Below are 23,944 nucleotides of genomic sequence, written 5' to 3'. Positions count from 1 at the left end.
CAATTGTCCTGACAGGTGTTCTCGGTGCCGTCATGATGGCACAGCTCGGTTCCGAGCGCGAATAAAGCCGGTCAGTCGGCCCTTCTTCCGCTTCCGGCGGGAGAGGGGCCTCTTTCATGCTTGAACTGCTGATACAGTTTCACGAGCGCACGCTTTTCGATGCGTGATACATAGCTTCTTGAAATATTGAGCTGCGCGGCGATCTCCTTCTGGGTCATCGGGACGTCATCCAGAAGGCCATACCGCCGCTGGATGATTTCAAGTTCCCGGGCATCGAGTTTCGTCAGATGGCGGTAGAGCCGGTCGAACCGCTCTTTCCGCTCGAGTCTTTCGTCTGCCGTCGATTCGTCGATTTTGAGGATATCCGTGATCTGGAGAGAGTAGCCGTCCTTGTCGGTGCCGATCGGCTCATAGAGGGAGACGTCTTTCTGCACTTTCTTCTGTGCCCTCAGATGCATGAGGATCTCGTTCTCAATGCAGCGGGCCGCATAAGTGGAGAACTTCGTCTTTTTGTCCGGCGTGAAACTGCCGACCGCCTTCATGAGCCCGATGGTCCCGATGGAAATGAAATCGTCGAGCTGCTCATGCTTCGGATGGAACTTCTTCACGATATGTGCCACAAGCCGCATATTCCGCTCGATGAGGATATCCCGGGCATCCTCATCCCCTTCGGCGACCCGCCGGAGACAGTCCGCCTCCTCTTCGGCATTCATCGGCTTCAGGAACGCCTGGCCTTTCAAGTACCCGAACATCGCGGGGATTTCGATCCAGAGCTGGAGCAGCGCTGCAAACATCCCGCTCACGGGAACACCTCCGTCATCGTTTCTGTCACCATATGTCAGGAAGCGCCGATTCATGAGGCATGTGGCGACAGGAGAATTCCTTCCGGGATGAGCGTTCTGCGGGGGCTATGGTATAATCGGGAAAGAATTTAGAGTCAATGGAGTGGATCGGGTGTATCGTCTTTTTTTACCGAGTGAATATGTCAAGAATGTATTCCGGGTCACGCCGGAAAAACTGAAGGAAAACGGAATCCGGGGAATCATCACCGATCTCGACAACACGCTTGTCGAATGGGACCGCCCGGATGCTACCGAGGAAATCATCGAATGGGCGGAGAAGCTGAAGAAAGCCGGAATCCGGGTCACCATCGTCTCGAACAACAACGAAGGCCGGGTGAAGGCATTTGCCGATCCGCTAGGGATCCCGTTCATCCATAAAGCGAGGAAGCCGATGGGACATGCATTCCGGCGCGCACTGCGCCAGATGGGCATGGAGAAAGATGAAGTGGCGGTCATCGGGGATCAGCTGCTGACCGACATCTTCGGCGGCAACCGGAGCGGGCTGCACACCATCCTCGTCGTGCCGGTCTCCTCAAAAGATGGATTCGTCACGAAATTCAACCGGCAGATCGAGCGCCGGATCATGAATAAGCTGAAGCGCAACGGGCTTCTCGACTGGGAGGATGTCAAATGACTGAACCGATCGCATGCACCGGCTGCGGTGCGATCCTGCAGACGGAAGACGAGAAGGCGCCCGGCTTTGCGCCGGCTGCCGCACTGGAAAGTGAAATGCCGCTCTGCAGGCGCTGTTTCCGGCTCCGTAACTACAATGAGATCCAGCCGGTCCCGCTGACCGACGATGACTTTCTGAAAATCCTCAACACGGTCGGCGACTCGAAGGGGCTCGTCGTATATGTTGTGGACATCTTCGACTTCAACGGCAGCTGGATTCCCGGACTGCACCGCTTTGCAGGGAAAAATCCGGTTCTCCTGGTCGGCAACAAGGTCGATCTGCTTCCGAAGTCCGTCAAGGAACAAAAACTGAAAAACTGGATGAAGGCCGAAGCGAAGAAGCTCGGACTGCACGCCGAGGACGTCCTGCTCGTCAGTTCCTTCAAAGGGACCGGCATCGGGCAGGCCATCGAGGAGATCGACCGGCTTCGAGAAGGCGGGGATGTGTTTGTCGTCGGCTGCACGAACGTCGGAAAATCGACATTCATCAACCGGATCATCAAACAGGTCGCGGGGGAAGGGGACATCATCACGACCTCCCATTTCCCGGGCACGACGCTCGACATGATCGACATTCCGCTTGATGACGGCAAATCGATCTTCGACACGCCGGGCATCATCAATCATCACCAGATGGCCCATTATCTCGATCCGTCCGAACTGAAGGCGATCACGCCGAAAAAAGAGATCAAGCCGAAAGTGTTCCAGCTCAATGAAGGCCAGACGCTCTTCCTCGGCGGGCTCAGCAGGTTCGACTATCTGCAGGGCGGAAGAACCGCATTCACGGTCCACATCTCCAATGCACTGGAGATCCACCGGACGAAGCTGGAAAATGCCGATTCGCTGTACTCCAGGCACCTCGGGGAGATGCTGGCGCCGCCGTCCGGAAAATCACTGGAGGGCTTCCCCCGGCTTGTGAGACATGAATTTTCGATCAAGGAAGGGAAAACGGACATCGTCATCTCGGGACTCGGCTGGATCACCGTCCAGCAGCCCGGCAAAGTGATTGCCGTCCATGCTCCCGAGGGCGTAGAGGTCATGCTTCGCCCGTCCCTGATCTGACTGGAGGGGCCGCAATGAAAAAATGGTACGCCGTGCTCGGCGATCCGGTGTCGCATTCCAAGTCACCGGCCATGCACGAGGAATGGTTCCGCGAAAATGGAATCGATGCCGGCTATGTCCCGGTCCACGTCCCTGCCGGAGAGATCGGCGAAGCCGTTGCCGCACTCAAAACACTCGGTGCATCCGGATGGAATGTCACCGTTCCACACAAGCAGGACATCATTCGGCATCTCGACCGTCTTGACCCGCTGGCCCGGGAAATGCAGGCCGTCAACACGGTCCGCGTGCTGCCGGACGGGAAACTGCTCGGGCTCAACACCGACGGCCCGGGCTTTGTCCGGTCGCTTGAGCAGGGTGCGGGCCCGGACAGGAAAGAAGAGCCGGTCCTCATCATCGGGGCGGGGGGCGCTGCCAGCGGCATCGCCCTTGCCCTCGTGCAGGCCGGCTACCGGAGCGTCTCCGTCTGCAACCGGACGGTGGAAAAGGCGGAGAGGATATCAAGCCGTACAGGCGGGGAGGCGCTCTCGCTGGCAGAAGCCGAAAAACGGCTCGGCGAGTATGGCACCGTCATTCAGACGACTCCCGTCGGCATGTCGACCGGCACGCCGGGCCTTCCGATCGGCCTGGAACACCTGTCGCCGGACGCTGTCGCCGCAGACATCGTTTATAGCCCGCTCCATACCGAATTCCTGACCGCCGCCGCTTCCAAGGGCTGCCGGATTGTGGACGGACTCGGCATGTTCGTCTTCCAGGGAGCGCTCGCCTTCCGGGAATGGACGGGAGTCATGCCGGATACTGAAAAAATGAGAGATCGATTACTGACTGAAATGGGGTATGCAGATGTTAACCGGAAAACAGAAAAGCTATTTGAGAAGTGAGGCCCACCACCTGCAGCCGCTGTTCCAGGTAGGCAAGCACGGGGTCAACGAGGAGCTGGTCACCGGCGTGGGCGATGCCCTTGAAAAGCGGGAACTGCTCAAAGTGAGCATCCTCCAGAATTGCCCGGAAGACCGCGGGGAAGTGGCGGAGAAGCTCGCGCACGGCACGGGTGCCGAGCTCGTGCAGACGATCGGCAATACGGTCGTCCTGTACCGGGAGTCGAAAGAAAACAAGCGGCTCATGCTGCCGCGTGGCTGAACAGGGTAAAAAGGTCGGCATCCTCGGCGGAACGTTCAATCCGCCGCACGCGGGGCATCTGCTCATTGCGGAAGGAGTGCGTGATGCATGCGGGCTGGATGAGATCCGGTTCATGCCGAACGCCGTCCCCCCGCACAAGGCCGGGACGGGAGATGCAGATGCGCCCCAGCGTCTGCGCATGACCGAGCTGGCCATCGGCACAAACCCGGACTTCGCGATCGAGCGGATTGAAATTGATGCGGGCGGGATTTCATATACGTCCAGGACGATGGACATCCTGAAAGAGAAGGAACCGGAGACCGAATTTTACTTCATCATCGGCGGGGACAGTGTGGACCACCTCGGCCAGTGGTATGACATCGACGGCCTGATGAAAAAAGTCTCCTTCATCGGGGTCGGTCGGCCCGGCAGCCGGGGGATCACCCAATATCCGGTCCGGATGGTCGATGTTCCGCAGATTGACCTGTCGTCGACTGAAATCCGCCGCCGTCTGTCCGAAGGCCGGTCCGTCCGGTATCTTCTGCCGGATCCGGTCATTTCATTCATCCGGAAGGAGGGCCTGTATGGATCCGGAAAAACTGAAAGCTGAAGTCAAGCGGAGGCTTCCGGAAGGCCGCTTCCGCCATGTGCTGAGGGTGGCCGATACTGCTGTGGAAATGGCCGTCCGGTTCGGCGCGGATCCGGAAGACGCGAGGACTGCCGCACTCCTCCATGACGTGGCGAAGGCCATGCCGAAGGAGGAACTCCGGGAGCTCGTCCTGTCCGAGGGAGATCCCGCAGGAGTGCTCGGCTTCCACCACGAACTGTGGCATGCCCCCGCCGGTGCGATCATCGCCGAACGGGAATTCGGGATCAGCGGCGGGGCCGTCCTGGATGCGATCCGGTTCCATACGACCGGCCGGGCAGGCATGGGCGTGCTCGAGCAGATCATCTACGTGGCGGACATGACCGAACCCGGCCGGGATTTTCCGGGAGCGGAAGAACTCAGGCAGGAATCCCTGCAGTCCCTCTCCGGCGGGCTGACCGCCTGTTCGGCCCATACGATCCGCTATCTGGCGGGCAAGAGGGCGCAAATCCATCCCGAAACGCTCGCCTGCTACAATGACAGTCTTCACCGAAAGGATATGAATTCATGACAAACGAGACACTGCTTGAAACGGTCTACCGCGCTGCGGATGACAAAAAAGCCGCAGACATCGTCGTACTCAACATGCAGGGCATTTCACTGCTCGCCGATTATTTCCTCATCTGCCACGGGAACTCCGAGCGGCAGGTTCAGTCCATTGCACGGGAGATCAAGGACAAAGCAGAAGAAACGGGTTCCGAGGTCAAACGGATCGAGGGGTATGACGCCGGCCGCTGGGTGCTCGTGGACCTGGGGGATGTCGTCGCGCATGTTTTCCACAAAGACGAGCGGTCCTACTATAACCTGGAGCGGCTCTGGGGCGACGCCCCCGAACTGGATCTGGGCGGCGTCAGATGAGCGTCGGGTCCTACCGGGCGTTCGCTTCCGTCTATGACAGCCTGATGGAGGACATTCCGTACAGCACCTATGCAGAACTGATCCGAGGGCTGGCCGGACCCGGAGAGGGACGCCCGCTGCTCGACATCGGTTGCGGGACCGGCGTGCTGTCAGCGATGCTGGCAAGGGAAGGATACGCGGTGACGGGAATCGACAGTTCCCCGGAAATGCTGGCCATCGCCCGGGAACGATTTTCGGGACTCGGACTTGAGGGCCGGTTCTATGAACAGCGGATGGAAGAGCTGGACGGGCACGAAGGATATGAGGTGGCCGTGATCGCAATCGATTCCCTGAATTATGTGGCCGGCCCGGATGAGGTCAGGGCCGTGTTCCGGGGAGTCTGGGAATCGCTGGCTCCAGGCGGGCATTTCATCTTTGACGTGCATTCCCCGTTCAAGATGACCGATCTGTTCCTGGATGGCCCGTTCACGGCGGACATGGAGGACGTATCATACATCTGGCATACCTATCCGGGCGAAGAGCCGCTGTCCGTCGAGTCGGAACTGAGCCTTTTCATCCGAAGGCCGGACGGTCTCTACGAACGCCGGGAAGAATACCATCTTCAGCGGACATACCCGCCGGAATTCTATGAGGCCCTGCTGGGCGAACAGGGATTTTCCCCGGTCCGCGTCACGGCCGACTGGACTGACGGGCCGCCGGCGGAAGACAGTGAACGCCTGTTTTTCCATGCGGTGAAATGAGGGCTTCCTTCCCCTCTGCAAATCGGGTATAGTGGAGGGGACTCCATGGCCCGCCGCCCGAGGGAAGGACTGAACCTTCATCGCGGCCTGGCTGAAGATGTACTGGAGGAAGCTGATCCCCCTTGCCGCAGCTTCCATCCTCGTTCTCTGCATCATCCTGTATACAATGTCAAGCCGGTCCGCGGTACAGCCGACGGATCTGTTCATCGCTTCCGATGAAGGGATGTCCGGCGAGACTGCCGATGACCGGGCGGAGCCATCCGCTGCGGTCATTTTTGTCGATGTGAAAGGGGCGGTCGGAAAACCGGGAGTCTACCGGGCGGAGGAAGGAGACCGGGTGATCGATGCCATTGACAGGGCGGGCGGGTTTCTTCCTGATGCGAATCCGGATGCGATCAATCATGCGGAGCGGCTCCGTGATGAAATGGTCGTGTTCGTGCCGCTCCTGTCCGATGAACCGGACGAAGGGGATCCGCCGTCCCTTCCCGTGCAGCCGGGATCAGCCGGATGGGGCCAGCCGGACGGCCGAGTGAACCTCAACACGGCCGATGCCGCGGAACTGATGACACTTCCCGGCATCGGCCCTGCAAAAGCGGAGGCCATCATCGCGCACCGTGAGCAGAGCGGGCCGTTCGGCAGCCCGGAGGATCTCATGGACGTCTCCGGCATCGGGGAAAAGACATTCGCCCGGCTCGAAGAGCTGATCACGGCGAAATAACGGGTTGCCGGCTGCCGGGGCAACCGATACACTTGAATGAATCAATCTATCAACGGGAGGCGCACTCCATGGAGCGAATAACGTGGGATCAATTTTTCATGGCGCAGAGCCATCTGCTGGCCCTGCGCAGTACATGCACACGACTGGCCGTCGGGGCGACGGTCGTCCGGGACAACCGGATTGTTGCCGGCGGCTACAACGGATCGATATCGGGCGGTGACCATTGCATCGACAAAGGATGCTACGTCGTCGACAACCACTGCATCCGGACGATCCATGCGGAGATGAACGCCCTTCTCCAGTGTGCGAAATACGGCTCGTCTGTAGCAGGCGCTGAAATTTACGTCACTCATTTCCCGTGCCTTCAATGCACGAAGTCGATCATCCAGGCCGGCATTTCCAAGCTGGTCTACGCGAAGGACTACAAAAATCATGAGTATGCCGTCGAACTGCTCGCCCAGGCCGGTGTCCAGGTGATCAAAGTCCCGTTTGACGAAGGGAAAATCGATTTTCTGGCAGAAAAGAAGCTCGGACTCTATGAAGAGCTGATCGGCCGCCTGGAAGAAGCGGGGGCGGATCCCGGTACGGTGGCCGACTATGAGAAGAGGGTGAAGGAACTATTCGTCTGAAAATATGGGACAACCCGGTCGTCTTCCTTGCGTTGCCGACCATAGCAGCCGCGGCTTCCGCGGCAGGATCAACGGTTTATATGCTGCTGGTCCTGCCCGCGGCGGCCGTTCTTCTTTTCGGCCGTGAGCCCCCTTCGGCATGGCTGTCCGCCGCTGCCGTTCCTGCAGTCATCTATTGCCTGATGCTCGCGGGAAAAGAGCCGCCTCCGGCACCGGACGAGGTGCCGGTGCTGATTGAATGGACAGACCGGATCCGCATGGACGGGGACACGCTGCGCGGGTTTGTGCGGGATGAAGGCGGGACGCGCTGGTACGCGGTCTTCCGCTTCCGGTCCGCCGAAGAAAAGGCGGCATGGATCTCCGCCGGCGCCGCGGGCAACCGGTTTCACGTAACGGCCTTAAGGACGGTGCCCGACCGTCCCGCACACCGGTATGCGTTTGACATGCAAAAATGGCTCCGGTCCGAAGGGGCAGCGGGGACGATCGAGATTGCGGCCGCGCGGAACGCAGGCCCGGCTCCGGGCCCCGCCGCCGCACTGAGGAGGCACCGCGGGAAGCTCGGAAACCATATCCGTTCGGCGTTCCCCGGTCCGGTCGCTGCCGAAGCCGAAGCCCTCCTGATCGGGGAGCGGTCGTCGGTCGACCCGGACGACGAACGGGCGTACCGCCGGCTCGGCATCACCCACCTGTTCGCCATTTCCGGCCTTCATGTCGGCATCCTGACCTATCTCCTCAGGGAAGGGCTGCTCCGTCTCCGGGTCAGGACGCACACGGTCCGCCTTCTTTTGCTCCTGTTCCTGCCGTGCTATGCAATGCTTGCAGGCGGCGCCCCGTCCGTCTGGCGGGCAGTGATCATTGCGTCGCTCCTGCTTGCGGGCGGCGGCTCCGACCGATTGCGGCGGCTTGACCTCATGCTGTCCGCCGGCATGCTCCTGTTCCTGCTCATCCACCCCCACGCCGTCTTTCAGCCCGGCTTCCAGATGAGCTATGCGGCAGCTTTTGCCCTGATCCATTCCAAGGCAATCCTGTCGCGTGCCCGCAACACTCTCCATCAGTCATTCCTCGTCACGGCGGTCTGCCAGATCGCCGTCACCCCCATCCTGTTATTTCATTTCTTTGAAACCTCCATTTCTGCTTTCCTGGCGAATCTCGTATTCGTCCCGCTGTTCTCGGTGATCATCCTTCCGGCCAATCTGCTGCTGCTCATTTTCAGCATGCTCGCCCCGCCTGTCGCGGACGGGCTGTTCACCGTGTACGTACCGCTCCGCGGCGTTCTGGCGGAGTGGATCCGCATGGCGGGCGACCTGCCGCTGTCGGTCTGGATATCCGGCAGGCCGGCGCTTCCAGGCCTGCTGCTGCTCACCGGAGGAATCCTCCTCTTTTTCGTGCTCGCGGAAAACAACCGGAGCCTCCTTAAAGCTGCGTGGACCGCGCTGGTGCTGCCGGTGCTCGTCCTGCATTTCTGGCATCACTGGAGTCCGTCCCTGACGGTCACCTTCCTGGACGTCGGGCAAGGGGATGCGGCCGTCATTGAACTGCCATACCGCCGGGGCGTGCTGCTTGTGGACACCGGCGGCGTGCTCCGTTTCGGTCCCGAAGAAGAATGGAAGAGGGGTTCCGGCGGTTTTGAAGTCGGCTCCCGCATTGTCGTCCCGTTCCTGAAAGGCCGGGGAATCCGTTCGATTGACCGGCTCATCCTGTCCCATCCGGATGCGGACCATGCGGAGGCGGCCGACCAGGTGATCCGCGAAATGAAAGTCGGGGAAATCCACATCGGACCGGATACGTACGGGGACGCCGGCTACGCGGAGATGGCCCGGGCTGCCGCCGCCAGAGGCGTGCCCGTCCGCGAAATGGGGGAAGGGGCCGGCTGGAGCCGGGCGGGTGTGCGGTTCCGTTACATCAGCCCGGCTCTGCAGAAGCATTATGAAGGAAACAACGATTCGCTCGTCCTGCATGTTGAAAAGGGGGCTCACCGGTTTTTATTTGCGGGGGATCTGGAGTTGGCAGGGGAGGAGGCGATCACGGAGAGGTATGGGAGAACTCTTTTCCCGCTCACCGTACTGAAGGCAGGGCACCACGGCAGCAGGACGTCGAGCGGGGAAGGGTTCCTGGAGTCCGCTGCGCCGGAACTGACGATCTTTTCTGCTGGACGCGGAAACCGTTACGGTCATCCCCATCCTGAAGTGGTGCAGCGGTTCGGCGATCTCGGCCTGTCGGCCGTCTCGACCGCTGATTACGGGACGGTCACCGTCAAGTCGAAGCGGGGGACGCTGACCGTCGAGACGACTGCGGTCCCCGACTGATGTGCACAAAAAAACAGGAGCCCCGGAATTTCCGGAAGCTCCTGTTTCATCAGCGTGCAACGAGTTCGACAACCGTAGCGATGACAAAGATGAGTGAAAAGAAAACAAATGACACGACAAAGCCTATGCCGGAATCGATGACGTCGTTGCGCTTCGTTTGCGGATCGTGTTCGAATTCGTTCATTGCTACCCCTCCTAATTCAACCCTAATTATAAGGGATGGATCCGAAAAAAGCTATATCGTTCGGCCGGTTCGGTCCCTGTTCGGAAAGCGTTCATGAATTATTCACAAACTCCGTGCTCCGGCGCTCATGTATAATGGAAGGATAACAAGCCGGAAATGGAGTGTGGAACCATGATCACGGAACAGTGGAGGAACATCGCGGCAGGGAAGATTGCCCCCGTTTACCTCCTCAGCGGAACGGAAATGTATTTTTTCGACGAAACGGTCCGGCGGCTGAAAGAGGCGCTACCGGATGCGGCTTCTTCGGAACTCACGATCTTCGATCTCGATGAGACCCCGGTGGAAGCAGTGATCGAGGAAGCCGACACCATCCCGTTTTTCAGCGAGCGGAAACTCATCATCGCGAAAAACGCAAATTTCCTGAAGGCCGCCGACAAGTCCAAGGAAAAGGTCGTCCATGATCTCGACCGGCTGGCCAACTGGCTGGAGCAGCCGCCGGAGAGTGCGGTGACCCTGTTCCTCGCACCCTACGAAAAGCTGGATGCCCGGAAAAAGATCGTCAAGCAGTTTAAAAAACAAGCGGTCTGCCTGGAGGCCGAGCCGCTGAAGACCCACGACATCGAGACCTGGGTCAAGCAGGAGGCTTCCCGGCAAGGAAGCCGGATCACAGATGGTGCCGTCCGGACCCTCATCTCGCGGGCGGGCGAGGACATGCTCAAGCTCGGCGTTGAAATGGAAAAGCTCGTCCTCTATGCCGGGGAGGGACGGGAGATCGACGAGGAGACGGTGAACCTGCTCATCGCCAAGACCCCCGAAGACGATGCATTCAAGCTCCTCGACGCCTACATCGGCGGGCGCACGGGGGAGGCCCTGTCGATCTACCGCGACCTGCTGCGGAACAGGGAGGAGCCGATCCGGCTCAATGCACTGCTCGCCAACCAGGTCCGCCTGCTCATCCAGGTCGGTGCATTGAAACGGAAAGGCTATCAGCAGCATCAGATCGCCAAACAGCTGAAAGTCCACCCGTACCGGGTGAAGCTCATTATGGAAAACCGCCGGCTGGCCGATGAAGCGCAGCTGCTGGAAGTGCTGTCCCGGCTGGCGGAGGCAGACCTCCGGCTCAAAACCGTCTCCGGCAACCGGGAGCGCGTCCTGGAACTCGTCCTGCTCCACCCGGTGTCGGGCTGACGGCCGTGCTGCCGCCGGCAGTTTCAAATCCGGCAGCCCATCCGCCGTTTGCACGGTGAGTACGGGTCAGTCCGGAACGTACCGGAAAGCCCAGGGAGTAAAGTGGCCGCGAAAAGTGCCTAAGCGGACGCGAAAAGTCCCCGGCCAGTTGCCAACCCCGCACCTTGGGAAAAACAGCCGCTAAAAGAGCCGCAGCGGCCGGCTTTTCTGCCATGCACAAAAACACCCCGTCCGGATGAACCGGACGGGGTGTTCCCGCACAGAATTATTGAGCTTTTTTCGTCAGGCGGGATTTTTGGCGGGCAGCCGTGTTTTTGTGGATCAGCCCTTTATTTGCCGCTTTGTCGAGTTTCTGGACAGCGTCTTTCAGAAGCTCGTTTGCATTTTCATCGTTGTTTTGAAGAGCAGTTTCAGCTTTCTTCATTGCCGTACGCATAGCAGATTTCTGCATGGAATTCTGTACATTCACAGCTTCGTTCTGGCGTACGCGCTTGATCGCTTGTTTGATGTTTGGCAATGGATTCACCTCCATTCAGGGTCAGGTAAAGTAGCCCGTTTCGGTTCATGCCGTTTCCGTGCAACAAAAGTTATTCTACCAAAAGCGCGTCCCGATTGCAATAAACAAACCGCAAGAATATTTCCTTGACAGCGGGGCACAATGAAACGGAGGTGAAATGCATGGCAATCAGCTTTGGCAGGACGGACCTGCTTGATGAATCGGAAGAAATGGTACGGCACAGAACCGAACGGGAAAAAGACAAACTCACAAAAGCGGGCGGCATCGAGTTTGAGGAGAACCGGGAAGGACGGTTCATCGTCACTTCGATCCGGGTGGATGATGAAGGCGGGGAGAAAATCGGCAGGAAAGCCGGAACCTACGTCACGCTGACCGCGCCCGGCCTCACTGCCGACGATGCGGAGGGCTTCGCGGATCTGGAAGCGATCCTGTCAGAGAAACTGGAAGAGATGCACCGGCCGCTCGGACTTCCCGAGTCGCCGAAAGTGCTGGTCGTCGGGCTTGGCAACCGCTCCGTCACCCCGGACGCGGTCGGGCCTTATGCGATCGACCGCCTTCAGGAGTCCGTGCCGATCGTTCCGGCCGATGAACGGACGATCATTGCATATGCTGCCGGCGTCACCGGACAGACGGGGTTCGAGACGAGCGAATTTGTCGCGGCACTCGGCGAACGGATCAATCCGGACCTCATCATCGTCATCGATGCGCTGGCCGCCCGAGACAGCACCCGGCTCTGCCGGACGATCCAGATCACCGACACCGGCATCCATCCGGGGTCCGGCGTCGGCAATTCCAGAAAGGAAATCTCGAGAGAAGTGCTCGGAATTCCGGTGACGGCGATCGGAATCCCGACCGTTGTGGACGGACCGGTCATGGTATCGGACGCCATCGAGTCGGTGTTCAATTATATTGCCCAAAAAATCGAGGAGACGAGCGCCCCGTCTTCCGCGCTGGCCGTCACGCCCTGGCTGCATGACAAATCCAAGCCGGCCGACAAGGAAGTGCTGAAGCCGATTTTCGGCGAATGGTCCCAATGGTCGAAGGAAGACAAGCAGCAGCTGTTCGAGGAAGTCCTTTCTACGGAAGAGCAGGGGATGTTCGTCACTCCGAAAGAGACGGACGCTTGGATCCTTCAATACGCGACGCTCATTTCTGCCGGCCTCATCAAATGGCTCGCCCCCGGACCGCCGGGTTCTGAAACCCCTTCTCCCGCCATATAGTGCGGGAGGAGGGGATTTTTATGAAGAAATCATGGCAGTTCCATACATTGTTCATTCTGTTCCTCTTCCTGTTGCCGATCCTCATCATCCATTTCCCCGGACCGCAACAGCCGGAAAGCCGGCAGGCCGCCCCCGATACGGGCCGGCTCGTCTATGCAGCGAACCTGTTTGACTATGAGGAGGAAGCGGAGGAATCAGACCCGGTTCCCGTCTCCCTGACGGAGGCCAAGGGAGATGTCCTGATGTACTTCACCCACTCCCATGAAGCGTTCGCCCCGATCGTCAAAGCGAAACACGGCAAAGTGGCCGTCTTTCATGAGAAGGACAACATCATGAGCCTCGGGGCAGTGTTTTCCTCCCACTTTAAAATGAACGGCCATAATCTGGACGTATTGAATTACGACAACGGCGGGGCGAGCAGCAAGGCCTACGGCAAGATACGCCCGCATGTCAGCAAGCTCATGTCCGAAAAAGATTACGGACTCATCCTCGATATCCACCGGGACGCGCTCGGTAGAGCCAAAACGACCGTTTCCGGCAAGGACGGCTCCTATGCAAAAGCGGCGTTCGTGATCGGGCTCGAGCATCCCGGCCAAAAGAAAAACCGTGCCCTTGCCGAGCAGGTGTCCGCCCGTATGAATGAGCTCGTGCCCGGCATTTCCCGGGGAATCATCACGAAGGGCGGTCGCGGTGTGAACGGCGTCTATAACCAGGACCTGTCCCCGAATCTGCTGCTCATCGAAATGGGCGGCACCGAGAACACCGAAGATGAACTCAACCGGACGGCCGCCGTGATTGCCAAGGCCGCCGCCGAAGTGCTCGCAGAAAGAAACCAATAATCCCATCATGAAGGCTGCCGCCCGCGGCAGCCTTTTGCGTTGGACCGGTTTATCCTAATATCAAACTTCGGAAAACTCAGTACCCGCCGGGGAAAGTTCGGGCCCATTCGGTAAAACTCAGGGCCCGTCAGGTAAAACCCGGTACCCGCCGGGAAAAGTTCGGGGCCCATTCGGTAAACTCAGGCCCGAGGTAAAGCTCGGTGCCCATCGGGTAAAGCTCAGGACCCATTCGGTAAAACTCAGGCCCCAAGGTAAAGCTCGGTACCCATCGGGTAAAGCTCAGGACCCATTCGGTAAAACTCATGGCCCGAGGTAAAGCTCGGTGCCCGCTGGGAAAAGTTCGGGCCCTATTCGGTAAAACTCATGGCCCGAGGTAAAGCTCGGTGCCCATCGGGTAAAGCTCAGGACCCATTCGGTAAAACACAGGCCCCATCAGGTAAAACTCGAGACCCCATTAGGTAAAACAAAGCCAGCCACCGAAGCGGTAAACGACTGTCAGCCGCGTAAATCCGGACAGGCCCTTTCCGGAAGGGGAGCGGCCGGATTGCCGCAATTACCGGCACATGCGGAAGCCGCCCGGAAAACTGCCGGCAGCCCGGGCACACAGCGGATTGATGTCTCGGTTGTCCGCTGTTATAATTCAAATAGTTTGTAGAGGAGTGGACAGCATGAACCCTGAAGAACGCATCGCCCGGCGCGACCATATCCGGAATTTCTCGATCATCGCACACATCGATCACGGGAAATCCACGCTTGCGGACCGGATTCTTGAAAAAACCGAAACACTGACCTCCCGTGAGATGAAAGACCAGCTCCTCGACTCAATGGACCTGGAGAGGGAACGGGGCATCACCATCAAACTGAATGCCGTCCAACTCACGTACACCGCCAAAGACGGAATCGAATATATCCTTCACCTCATCGACACGCCCGGGCACGTCGACTTCACCTACGAAGTCTCCCGGAGCCTGGCGGCCTGCGAAGGCGCCATCCTTGTCGTCGATGCCGCACAGGGGATCGAGGCCCAGACGCTCGCGAACGTATACCTTGCGCTCGACAACGATCTGGAGATCCTTCCGGTCGTCAACAAGATTGACCTGCCTGCAGCGGATCCGGAACGGGTGAAGCAGGAAATCGAAGATGTGATCGGCCTGGACGCATCGGAGGCCGTCCTGGCATCCGCCAAGGCTGGGATCGGCATCGAGGACATCCTGGAGCAGGTCGTCGAAAAAGTGCCTGCACCGACGGGGGATCCGGAAGCACCGCTCAAGGCGCTCATCTTCGACTCGCTGTACGACCAGTACCGCGGGGTCGTCACGTACATCCGGATCATGGAAGGCACCGTCAAGCCCGGTGACAAGATCCGGATGATGGCGACGGGCAAAGAGTTCGAAGTCGTCGAAGCCGGCGTCTTCACACCGCGCGCCACGGCAAGGAAAGAACTGACCGTCGGAGATGTCGGGTACCTGACGGCCTCCATCAAGAACGTCGCCGACACACGCGTCGGTGATACGATCACATCCGCAGTCCATCCGGCAGACGAACCGCTGCCGGGCTACCGGAAGATGAACCCGATGGTGTTCTGCGGGCTGTACCCGATCGATACCGCCAAGTACAACGACCTCCGGGAGGCACTCGAGAAGCTGGAGCTGAATGACTCTGCGCTCACGTATGAGGCCGAGACCTCCCAGGCGCTCGGATTCGGATTCCGCTGCGGCTTCCTCGGATTGCTCCATATGGAGATCATCCAGGAGCGGATCGAACGCGAATTCAACATCGACCTGATCACGACCGCACCGAGCGTCATCTACGACGTTGTCCTGACCGATGGCACGGTCCTCAAAGTGGACAACCCGTCCATGATGCCGGATCCGCAGAAGATCGAAGAGGTGCAGGAGCCGTATGTCAAGGCGTCCATCATGGTGCCGAATGACTATGTCGGTGCCGTCATGGAGCTGAGTCAGCGCAAGCGCGGGCATTTCGTCACGATGGACTATCTGGACGCCTCGCGTGTCAACATCATCTATGAAATCCCGCTTTCCGAAATCGTCTATGATTTCTTCGACCAGCTGAAGTCGAGCACGAAGGGCTATGCCTCCTTCGATTATGAACTGATCGGATACCGGACGAGCAAGCTCGTCAAGATGGACATCCTGCTCAACGCCGAAAAGGTCGACGCCCTCAGCTTCATCGTCCACCGCGACTTTGCCTATGACCGCGGCAAGGCGATCGTCGAGAAGCTGAAGGAACTCATTCCGAGACAGCAGTTCGAAGTTCCGGTGCAGGCCGCCATCGGCAATAAAATCGTCGCCCGTTCGACGATCAAGTCGATGGGCAAGAACGTCCTGGCGAAATGCTACGGCGGCGACATCTCCCGTAAACGGAAACTGCTTGAAAAGCAGAAGGCCGGGAAAAAGCGGATGAAGCAGGTCGGTTCCGTCGAAGTGCCTCAGGAAGCGTTCATGGCCGTCCTCAGCATGGACGAAGACAAATAACGTCAACATCAATGAAAAGAAGAAGGCGGGCGCCTGCATGCGTTTTGCATGACCCGCCGCAAGGCCCAGGCGGCAAGCCGATTCGGGCCGGGCAAACGTCCCGGCCCGTTCTTGCCGCTTTATTTTATGTTCTGCAGCCGGTTTTGACGATTGAAAGAAGGAATGCATCATGACGGACGGATTGTACATCCATATCCCGTTCTGCCACCAGATCTGCAACTACTGCGATTTCAACAAAGTGTTCTTCAAGAACCAGCCGGTGGACGGCTATCTTGACGCTCTCGGCGAGGAGCTCCGGATGATGGAAGATCAGGGAATCTTCGGCGAAGGCCCGCTGACGATCTTCATCGGGGGCGGTACGCCGACCGCGCTGAGCGTCGGCCAGCTTGAAAAATTGTTCGACAGCATTGCCCGTTCCGTTCCGAAGGGGCGGCTCATCGAGTTTTCGACCGAAGCGAATCCCGACGAACTGACACCCGACAAACTGGCACTGCTCAAGGAAAAGGGTGTCGGGCGGCTGAGCATCGGAGTCCAGTCATTTGACGAAGGCCTGCTCCGGCGGCTCGGCAGGACACACGGCCCCGCAGATGCGGAGCGGGTGGTAAGGGATGCCCGGGATGCCGGGTTTGAAAACTTGAGCATCGACCTCATGTACGGCCTGCCCGGCCAGACGATCGAGCAGTGGGAAGACACGCTCGACCGTGCGCTTGCGCTCGATCTTCCGCATTACTCGGCTTATTCGCTCATTGTCGAGCCGAAGACGGTCTTTTACAACCTGATGAACAAAAACCTGCTGCCGCTGCCCGGGGAAGACACGGAAGCGGATATGTTCCGCATGCTCATGGAACGGATGGAGCAGAAGGGGATCCGTCAGTACGAGATCAGCAACTTTGCGGTTGACGGGTTCCAGTCGGTGCACAACAAGCTTTACTGGCAGAACCGGACCTATGCGGGTGCCGGCGCCGGTGCACACGGCTACTCGGACGGCGTGCGTTACTCCAACCACGGCCCATTGAAGAAGTACATGAATGCCGTGGCGGAAGGACGCCGGCCGGTGTTCGAAACCCACAACGTGACGCCCGAAGAGGAAATGGAAGAAGAAATGTTCCTCGGACTCCGGATGATCGCCGGCGTGTCGGCGGATGAGTTCCGGAAACGTTTCGGCCGGGAGGTAGGCGACGTATACGGAAAACAGATCCGGCAGCTGGAGGAAGAGGGGCTCCTTTCGGCGGAAGACGGGCGGATCCGCCTGACGGACAAAGGCGTTTTCCTCGGCAACGAAGTGTTTGCCCGCTTCATCGGCTGAAGCATGCAGTTTGTTTGACGGACGGTTCCGCTTTTGATAAATTTGAAACATAGCTTAGCACTCGGTTGCAAAGAGTGCTAACAGAGGTGATGATCATGATGACAGAGCGTCAGTTGCACATATTGCAAGCGATCGTCGACGGGTTCATCCAGTCGGCACAGCCTGTCGGATCGCGCCAATTATCAAAGCTGGAGACGGTGCCGTTCAGCGCGGCGACCATCCGGAATGACATGGCCGACCTCGAGGAACTCGGGTTTCTCGAAAAGACCCATACGTCTTCGGGGCGGGTCCCGTCCGAAAAAGGATACCGTTTCTATGTGGACCATCTTCTTGAAAAAGAGCATTTGAAAAAAGAGGATCTCGGACGGATCCGCAGCATTTTCAACGACCGGCTCCTGGAGACCGAACTGCTCATCCGGAAGACGGCCGGCATCCTGTCCGACCTCACGAACTACACGTCCATCCTGCTCGGCCCGGACGTCAAGCAGCACAGGGTGAAAAGGTTTCAGATCATCCCGCTTTCGCAGGATTCGGCCGTGGCGATCATCGTCACGGACGGCGGCCATGTCGAGCACCGGACGTTCCACGTACCGGAACAGGTCCATCCGGCGGATATCGAGCGGATGGTGAATCTCCTGAATGACCGTCTCGTCAACATCCCGCTGCATGAGCTGGATGCCCGGCTCGGCCATGAAATGGCAAGGCTTCTGGAACGGCACGTCGGCAGGTACGGCGAAATGTTCTCTTCTTTCCGGGAAGCCGTCAGCTCGGCACACGACGAGCAGGTCGTGTTCGGCGGAATGCTCAACATGCTGTCCCAGCCGGAGTTCCACGATCCGGACAAAGCGCGCCAGGTCATCCACTACATGGAAGATGCGCCGCTTGCGGGCATGCTCCTCGACCTGGGCAAGGAAGGGATCCACATCCGGATCGGATCCGAGAACGGCCATCTGGCCATGGAAGACTGCAGTGTCATCACTGCTTCTTATACAGCGGGAGAAGGACGCAAGGGAGCCATCGCCATCATCGGACCGACCCGGATGGACTATGGAAGGGTCGTCTCGATCCTCGACTATTTGAGCCGGGGGCTCTCCCGCGAACTAGGCCGGCTCCTTTGAGAAGCCGGGATGAAGGAGGAGTTTTCATGTCCGCAGAGGAAAAGAAAGACCCGAACGTAGAAAATCTGAACGAAGAAATCCTGCCGGAGGATCCGGCGGAAGCAGTCCAGGACCCGGAGGGCCGGGAACCGGCTGAAACCCCGGCGGAAGCCGGAGCCGAAACAGCCGGGGCCGGCCCGGACGCAGAGCGCATCAAAGAACTTGAGGAAGCCCTTGAAAAGAGTGAAGACAAGTATCTGCGCCTGCTCTCGGATTTCGAGAACTACAAGCGGAGAAGCGCTGCCGAACTGCAGGCTTCGGAGAAATACCGTTCCCAGCGACTCATGGCGGAGCTGCTTCCCGTGCTTGACAACTTCGGCCGGGCATTCGCCGCCGAAGTGACTTCCGAAGAGGCCCTTGCCTTGAAGAAGGGCATGGAAATGATCTATCAGTCGTTCCGCACGGCGATGGAAAAGGAAGGCCTCGTCGAAATCGAAGCCGAGGGCAAGGAATTCGATCCGAATTTCCACCATGGCGTCATGCATGGCGAGGATGACAGCAAGCCGTCCGGCACCGTTTTGGAGGAACTCCAGAAAGGGTATATGCTGAACGACCGGATTCTCAGACCTGCAATGGTGAAAGTGAACCAATGATCCAGCCGCCGCTTTGCGGCGGAGCGACTTGTGATTCTAGGAGGAATGGATAATGAGCAAAATCATCGGTATTGACCTTGGTACGACAAACTCTTGCGTCGCTGTCCTGGAGGGCGGCGAACCGAAAGTGATCCCCAACCCGGAAGGCAACCGGACGACTCCGTCCGTTGTTTCATTCAAGAACGGCGAGCGGCAGGTCGGTGAAGTGGCCAAGCGTCAGTCCATCACCAACCCGAACACGATCATGTCCGTCAAGCGCCTGATGGGAACAGACAAAAAAGTGTCCGCGGAAGACCGGGATTACACGCCTCAGGAAGTATCTGCGATGATCCTTCAATACCTGAAGGGCTACGCGGAAGATTACCTCGGCGAAAAAGTCACGAAGGCGGTCATCACGGTGCCGGCCTACTTCAACGACGCTGAGCGCCAGGCGACGAAAGACGCCGGCCGCATTGCGGGCCTTGAAGTGGAGCGGATCATCAACGAGCCGACGGCGGCGGCACTCGCATACGGCCTCGAGAAAACCGACGAGGACCAGACGATCCTCGTATATGACCTCGGCGGCGGCACATTCGACGTTTCGATCCTTGAACTCGGCGACGGCGTGTTTGAAGTCCGCGCGACTGCCGGGGACAACCGTCTCGGCGGCGATGACTTCGACAATGCGGTCATCGACTACCTCGTCCAGGAGTTCAAAAAAGAAAACGGCATCGACCTGTCGAAGGACAAGATGGCGATGCAGCGTCTTAAAGATGCAGCCGAAAAGGCGAAGAAAGACCTTTCCGGCGTCACATCGACGCAGATCTCGCTTCCGTTCATCACAGCCGGCGAAGCCGGACCGCTCCATATGGAACTGTCGCTCAGCCGGGCGAAGTTTGACGAACTGACAGCCAGCCTCGTCGAGCGGACAATGGTTCCGACACGCCAGGCGCTCAAAGATGCCGGCCTTTCCCCGAACGAGCTTGACCAGGTCATCCTCGTCGGCGGCTCGACCCGGATCCCTGCGGTCCAGGATGCAATCCGCAAAGAGACGGGCAAAGAGCCTCACCGCGGCGTGAACCCGGATGAAGTCGTGGCGATGGGTGCAGCGATCCAGGGCGGTGTCCTCTCCGGGGACGTCCAGGATGTCGTGCTGCTCGATGTCACACCGCTTTCCCTCGGCATCGAGACGATGGGCGGCGTCATGACGAAGCTGATCGACCGCAACTCGACGATCCCGACTTCAAAATCGCAGGTGTTCTCGACTGCCGCCGACAACCAGCCGGCCGTGGACATCCACGTCCTGCAGGGTGAGCGCCCGATGGCCGCCGACAACAAGACGCTCGGCCGCTTCCAGCTGACCGACATTCCGCCGGCACCGCGCGGCATTCCGCAGATCGAAGTCACATTCGACATCGACAAGAACGGCATTGTCAACGTCAAGGCGAAAGACCTTGGCACCGGCAAGGAACAGAACATTACGATCCAGTCCGACACATCGCTCTCCGATGACGAGATCGACCGGATGGTCAAAGAGGCCGAAGCGAACGCAGAAGCCGACCAGAAACGCAAAGAAGAGGCCGAGCTCCGGAACGAGGCCGACCAGGCTGTATTCATGACAGAGAAGACCCTCAAGGATCTGGGAGACCAGGTTTCCGAAGAGGAGAAGAAAAATGCCGAGGATGCGAAAGACGAGCTGAAGTCGGCAATCGAAAAAGGCGACATCGACGAGATCCGCACGAAAAAAGACAAGCTCATGGAAATCGTCCAGCAGCTGTCCGTGAAGATGTACGAGCAGGCGGCACAGCAGGCCCAGCAGGAACAGGGCGGCACCGCCTCCGATGACGGGGTCGTGGACGCAGACTTTGAGGAAGTCGACGACCAAAACAAATAATCCGTTAGCGGAAAGCCAAAGTCGGTTTCGGCTTTGGCTTTTCTTCTGCCTATTTTGAAAGTCCATTTTCACCGTGATACAATATCCCTTATGCGAGTCAGTCAGGAGTGTGAGAGATGAGCAAGCGAGATTACTACGAAGTGCTCGGATTGAGCAAATCCGCCACAAAAGAAGAAATCAAGAAAGCGTATCGCAAACTTTCGAAACAATATCATCCGGACATCAACAAAGAACCGGGTGCGGACGAGAAGTTCAAAGAAATTTCCGAGGCCTATGAAGTGCTCAGCAACGAGCAGAAACGGGCGCAGTATGACCAGTTCGGACACACGGACCCGAATGCCGGTTTCGGCGGAGGCGGTTTCGGCGGCTTTGGCGGCGCGGGCGGAGGTGCCGGCTTCGACTTCGACGACATTCTGAACACTTTCTTCGGCGGAGGCGGAAGCCGCAGGCGCGACCCGAATGCCCCGCGCAAAGGGAGCGACCTGAGCTATTCGATGACGATCGATTTCATGGATGCCATCTTCGGCAAGGAAACGGAAGTTGAAATCGACCGGGAGGAAGAGTGCGGCACCTGCCACGGAGACGGGGCCAAGCCGGGCACCAAGGCCGAGACGTGTTCGGAATGTTCCGGTACGGGCCAGATCAGCGTGACCCAGAACACGCCGTTCGGCCAGATGGTCAACCGGCGCGCCTGCCCGACCTGCCAGGGCACCGGGAAAATCATCCCGGAAAAATGCCCGGAATGCCACGGGCGCGGCCGGGTGACAAAACGGAAGAAGATCCGTGTGACGATACCGGCCGGTGTGGACGACGGCCAGCAGCTCCGGGTGGCGGGCCAAGGCGAGCCTGGCGTGAACGGCGGACCGTCCGGAGACCTGTATGTTGAATTCCGCGTGAAGCCTCACGAGAAGTTCATCCGGGACGGAGACGATATTTATCTGAATCTCCCGGTCACCTTCCCGCAGGCATCGCTCGGCGATGAAGTGGAAGTGCCGACGGTGCACGGTAAAGTGAAGCTGAAGATCCCGGCGGGCACACAGTCCGGCACCAAATTCCGGCTCAAAGGAAAAGGCGCGCCGAATGTCCATGGTTACGGAACCGGCGACCAGCATGTGATCGTCAACATCGTGACCCCGAAAAAACTGACGGAAAAGCAGAAGCAGCTGCTTCGGGACTTTGCCGAAATCAGCGGGGACGAAGTACCGGATGAATACGAAAGCTCGCTGTTTGACCGGCTGAGACGGAAAGTCAAAGGCGACTGAAGGGGCGGATCAGATTGAAATGGTCGGAAATTGCAGTTCATACGACAAACGAAGCGGCAGAGGCCGTATCGAACATCTTGCATGAGGCTGGCGCAAGCGGCGTGGTCATTGAGGATTCCTGCGAGCCCGACCTCGAGCGCGAAGACCGCTTCGGGGAGCTCTACGACCTTGACCGGGAGGATTATCCGGAGGACGGCGTCATCCTGAAGGCCTATTTGCCGGTATCCAGTTTCCTGATGGAAACGATCGGCTCGCTTAAACGGAAAATCACCGGCCTGTCCGAGTACGGCCTGGACACCGGGCGCAACACGGTTTCGATGAGCGAAGTGGATGAAGAGGACTGGGCGACTTCCTGGAAGGCCTATTATCATCCGGTGAAGGTATCCCGGCGTTTCACAATCGTCCCGACTTGGGAAGACTATGAGCGGCTCGGATCCGACGAGCTGATCATCGAACTCGATCCGGGGATGGCATTCGGCACCGGCACGCATCCGACGACCGTGCTCTGCCTGCAGGCACTGGAGAAAACGGTCCGGGAAGGGGACGTGATCGTGGACATCGGCACCGGTTCGGGGGTACTGTCCATCGGCGCCGCCCTTCTCGGGGCAGGAAAGGTGACGGCTCTCGACCTGGACGAAGTGGCCGTGAAGGCGGCGAAGGACAATGTGGCGCTCAACGGACTGTCCGATGAAATCGATGTCCGCCAGGGAAATCTGCTTGAAGCGTTCGAAGGCACGGCGAATATCGCGGTTGCCAACATTCTCGCCGAAGTGATCGTCACATTTACCGACGATGCATACCGGGTGCTGGAGCCCGGCGGACTGTTCATCACATCCGGCATCATTTCCCGCAAAAAGGATGAAGTGAAGGAAGCGCTCCGCGACTCCGGCTTCGAGATCGAGGAAGTGATGGTGATGGAAGACTGGACGGCCATCATCGCGAAAAAACCGTCGGCAGGTGACACGGATGCAGCGCTACTTCCTTGAAGATCCGTTCGGCCCTGACGGTTCGGCCGTGATCAGCGGGGACGACGCACACCACATCGTCAAAGTGATGCGCATGCAGCAGGGGAACCGGGTCATCGCGGTTTCCGGAAGAACGGCTTTTGAATGCGTCATCGAGAATCTCGGAGACCGCACGGTCACGGTCCGCAAAGACGGGGACGCGCTGCCGGACAATGAAATGCCGGTGCCGGTCACGATTGCGGCAGGCCTTCCGAAGGGTGACAAGCTGGATCTGATCGTCCAGAAGGGGACCGAGCTCGGCATGCATTCCCTCATCCCGTTTTCCGCCGAACGGTCCATCGTCAGGTGGGACGGCGGCAAAAGCGGAAAGAAGATCGCCAGGCTGCAGAAAATCGCCAAGGAAGCTGCGGAGCAGTCCCACCGCTCTGTCATCCCGGAGATTTCCGGATTGCTCGATCTGGACGGGCTGATCGGGCTGTCCGGCGAGTACGACCTTCTGCTCATGGCGGATGAGGAATCGGCAAAGGACCGGAGCGGGCGGCCGATTGCCGGTCTTCTGGAAAACGTGTATCATGGACAAAAGGTGCTGGCGGTATTCGGGCCGGAAGGCGGAATCAGCCGGGAAGAGGCGGAACGCCTGCGGCAGGCCGGGTTCATCCCGGTCTCCCTCGGTCCGCGCATCCTGCGCGCGGAGACCGCGCCGCTATACGCGCTGGCCGCCATATCCAGTGAATTAGAAGGAAAGAGGTGAGCCCC

The 23,944-nt window shown here is 58.9% G+C and carries 25 protein-coding genes; 22 read left to right on the top strand and 3 right to left on the bottom strand.

Annotated features, from left to right (window positions below):
* Positions 1 to 71 precede the first annotated feature (71 nt).
* Positions 72 to 803 (bottom strand): RNA polymerase sporulation sigma factor SigK, encoded by a 732-nt coding sequence (sigK, locus tag B0B07_RS07545; protein ID WP_076757783.1) that lies wholly within the window; start codon positions 801 to 803, stop codon positions 72 to 74.
* A 151-nt stretch (positions 804 to 954) separates the two neighbouring features.
* On the opposite strand from sigK, the gene B0B07_RS07540 reads away from it, so the two are divergent.
* From B0B07_RS07540 to B0B07_RS07490, 11 genes are all read left to right on the top strand, one after another.
* Positions 955 to 1,476, top strand: coding sequence for a YqeG family HAD IIIA-type phosphatase (locus B0B07_RS07540; RefSeq protein WP_076757782.1), 522 nt, complete (start codon positions 955 to 957; stop codon positions 1,474 to 1,476).
* Positions 1,473 to 2,576, top strand: coding sequence for a ribosome biogenesis GTPase YqeH (gene yqeH / locus B0B07_RS07535; protein ID WP_076757781.1), 1,104 nt, complete (start codon positions 1,473 to 1,475; stop codon positions 2,574 to 2,576). Before B0B07_RS07540 ends, yqeH begins: the two co-directional genes overlap by 4 nt.
* 14 nt (positions 2,577 to 2,590) lie before the next feature.
* A complete protein-coding gene (gene aroE / locus B0B07_RS07530; RefSeq protein ID WP_076757780.1) occupies positions 2,591 to 3,454 on the top strand; it encodes a shikimate dehydrogenase in 864 nt (287 codons plus the stop codon).
* Positions 3,417 to 3,713, top strand: a complete 297-nt coding sequence (gene yhbY, locus B0B07_RS07525; RefSeq protein WP_076757779.1) for a ribosome assembly RNA-binding protein YhbY — start codon at positions 3,417 to 3,419, stop codon at positions 3,711 to 3,713. Before aroE ends, yhbY begins: the two co-directional genes overlap by 38 nt.
* Positions 3,706 to 4,302, top strand: coding sequence for a nicotinate-nucleotide adenylyltransferase (locus B0B07_RS07520; protein ID WP_076757778.1), 597 nt, complete (start codon positions 3,706 to 3,708; stop codon positions 4,300 to 4,302). The genes yhbY and B0B07_RS07520 overlap by 8 nt, the downstream gene beginning before the upstream one ends.
* A complete protein-coding gene (gene yqeK, locus B0B07_RS07515; RefSeq protein ID WP_076757777.1) occupies positions 4,277 to 4,849 on the top strand; it encodes a bis(5'-nucleosyl)-tetraphosphatase (symmetrical) YqeK in 573 nt (190 codons plus the stop codon). Before B0B07_RS07520 ends, yqeK begins: the two co-directional genes overlap by 26 nt.
* Positions 4,846 to 5,196, top strand: a complete 351-nt coding sequence (gene rsfS / locus B0B07_RS07510) for a ribosome silencing factor (RefSeq protein ID WP_076757776.1) — start codon at positions 4,846 to 4,848, stop codon at positions 5,194 to 5,196. Before yqeK ends, rsfS begins: the two co-directional genes overlap by 4 nt.
* On the top strand, positions 5,193 to 5,936 hold the full coding sequence (locus B0B07_RS07505; protein ID WP_076757775.1) for a class I SAM-dependent DNA methyltransferase: 744 nt from the start codon (positions 5,193 to 5,195) through the stop codon (positions 5,934 to 5,936). The genes rsfS and B0B07_RS07505 overlap by 4 nt, the downstream gene beginning before the upstream one ends.
* A 97-nt stretch (positions 5,937 to 6,033) precedes the next feature.
* Positions 6,034 to 6,654 (top strand): helix-hairpin-helix domain-containing protein, encoded by a 621-nt coding sequence (locus B0B07_RS07500; RefSeq protein ID WP_084186605.1) that lies wholly within the window; start codon positions 6,034 to 6,036, stop codon positions 6,652 to 6,654.
* Between the two features lie 68 nt (positions 6,655 to 6,722).
* Positions 6,723 to 7,283 carry a ComE operon protein 2 gene (locus tag B0B07_RS07495; protein WP_076757773.1) on the top strand — a complete coding sequence of 187 codons (561 nt, stop codon included), beginning with the start codon at positions 6,723 to 6,725 and terminating at the stop codon, positions 7,281 to 7,283.
* A gap of 80 nt (positions 7,284 to 7,363) precedes the next feature.
* Positions 7,364 to 9,589: a DNA internalization-related competence protein ComEC/Rec2 gene (locus B0B07_RS07490; RefSeq protein WP_084186604.1), complete on the top strand. Its 2,226-nt coding sequence runs from the start codon at positions 7,364 to 7,366 to the stop codon at positions 9,587 to 9,589.
* A 49-nt stretch (positions 9,590 to 9,638) separates the two neighbouring features.
* Here B0B07_RS07490 and B0B07_RS07485 read toward each other — a convergent pair whose 3' ends face one another.
* Positions 9,639 to 9,773 carry a YqzM family protein gene (locus B0B07_RS07485; RefSeq protein ID WP_076757772.1) on the bottom strand — a complete coding sequence of 45 codons (135 nt, stop codon included), beginning with the start codon at positions 9,771 to 9,773 and terminating at the stop codon, positions 9,639 to 9,641.
* 171 nt (positions 9,774 to 9,944) lie between these two features.
* Between B0B07_RS07485 and holA the strand changes: the two genes are divergently transcribed.
* Positions 9,945 to 10,961, top strand: a complete 1,017-nt coding sequence (gene holA, locus B0B07_RS07480; RefSeq protein WP_076757771.1) for a DNA polymerase III subunit delta — start codon at positions 9,945 to 9,947, stop codon at positions 10,959 to 10,961.
* A gap of 265 nt (positions 10,962 to 11,226) precedes the next feature.
* Here the strand turns inward: holA and rpsT are convergent, their stop codons facing one another.
* The gene (gene rpsT, locus B0B07_RS07475) at positions 11,227 to 11,478 is read right to left on the bottom strand and encodes a 30S ribosomal protein S20 (protein WP_076757770.1); all 252 of its coding nucleotides are present in this window, start codon (positions 11,476 to 11,478) and stop codon (positions 11,227 to 11,229) included.
* Between the two features lie 161 nt (positions 11,479 to 11,639).
* Between rpsT and gpr the strand changes: the two genes are divergently transcribed.
* From gpr to B0B07_RS07425, 10 genes are all read left to right on the top strand, one after another.
* Entirely contained in the window at positions 11,640 to 12,698 is a 1,059-nt protein-coding gene (gpr, locus tag B0B07_RS07470; protein WP_076757769.1) for a GPR endopeptidase, read from the top strand.
* Between the two features lie 20 nt (positions 12,699 to 12,718).
* Entirely contained in the window at positions 12,719 to 13,537 is an 819-nt protein-coding gene (gene spoIIP / locus B0B07_RS07465; RefSeq protein ID WP_084186603.1) for a stage II sporulation protein P, read from the top strand.
* Between the two features lie 668 nt (positions 13,538 to 14,205).
* On the top strand, positions 14,206 to 16,032 hold the full coding sequence (lepA, locus tag B0B07_RS07460; protein WP_076757768.1) for a translation elongation factor 4: 1,827 nt from the start codon (positions 14,206 to 14,208) through the stop codon (positions 16,030 to 16,032).
* A 169-nt stretch (positions 16,033 to 16,201) separates the two neighbouring features.
* Positions 16,202 to 17,338: a radical SAM family heme chaperone HemW gene (gene hemW, locus B0B07_RS07455; RefSeq protein ID WP_076757767.1), complete on the top strand. Its 1,137-nt coding sequence runs from the start codon at positions 16,202 to 16,204 to the stop codon at positions 17,336 to 17,338.
* A gap of 95 nt (positions 17,339 to 17,433) precedes the next feature.
* Positions 17,434 to 18,456 (top strand): heat-inducible transcriptional repressor HrcA, encoded by a 1,023-nt coding sequence (gene hrcA / locus B0B07_RS07450; RefSeq protein WP_076757766.1) that lies wholly within the window; start codon positions 17,434 to 17,436, stop codon positions 18,454 to 18,456.
* Between the two features lie 26 nt (positions 18,457 to 18,482).
* On the top strand, positions 18,483 to 19,088 hold the full coding sequence (gene grpE / locus B0B07_RS07445) for a nucleotide exchange factor GrpE (RefSeq protein WP_076757765.1): 606 nt from the start codon (positions 18,483 to 18,485) through the stop codon (positions 19,086 to 19,088).
* A 52-nt stretch (positions 19,089 to 19,140) separates the two neighbouring features.
* Positions 19,141 to 20,961, top strand: a complete 1,821-nt coding sequence (dnaK, locus tag B0B07_RS07440; protein ID WP_076757764.1) for a molecular chaperone DnaK — start codon at positions 19,141 to 19,143, stop codon at positions 20,959 to 20,961.
* A 116-nt stretch (positions 20,962 to 21,077) separates the two neighbouring features.
* Positions 21,078 to 22,223 carry a molecular chaperone DnaJ gene (dnaJ, locus tag B0B07_RS07435; protein WP_076757763.1) on the top strand — a complete coding sequence of 382 codons (1,146 nt, stop codon included), beginning with the start codon at positions 21,078 to 21,080 and terminating at the stop codon, positions 22,221 to 22,223.
* A gap of 14 nt (positions 22,224 to 22,237) precedes the next feature.
* On the top strand, positions 22,238 to 23,209 hold the full coding sequence (gene prmA / locus B0B07_RS07430; RefSeq protein ID WP_076757762.1) for a 50S ribosomal protein L11 methyltransferase: 972 nt from the start codon (positions 22,238 to 22,240) through the stop codon (positions 23,207 to 23,209).
* Positions 23,190 to 23,939, top strand: a complete 750-nt coding sequence (locus B0B07_RS07425) for a 16S rRNA (uracil(1498)-N(3))-methyltransferase (RefSeq protein WP_076757761.1) — start codon at positions 23,190 to 23,192, stop codon at positions 23,937 to 23,939. Before prmA ends, B0B07_RS07425 begins: the two co-directional genes overlap by 20 nt.
* The last annotated feature ends 5 nt before the right edge of the window (positions 23,940 to 23,944 follow it).

This window comes from Edaphobacillus lindanitolerans (genome assembly GCF_900156305.1).
Classification (GTDB): domain Bacteria; phylum Bacillota; class Bacilli; order Bacillales_A; family Planococcaceae; genus Bhargavaea; species Bhargavaea lindanitolerans.
This window is presented reverse-complemented; position numbering and strand designations above follow the sequence as displayed.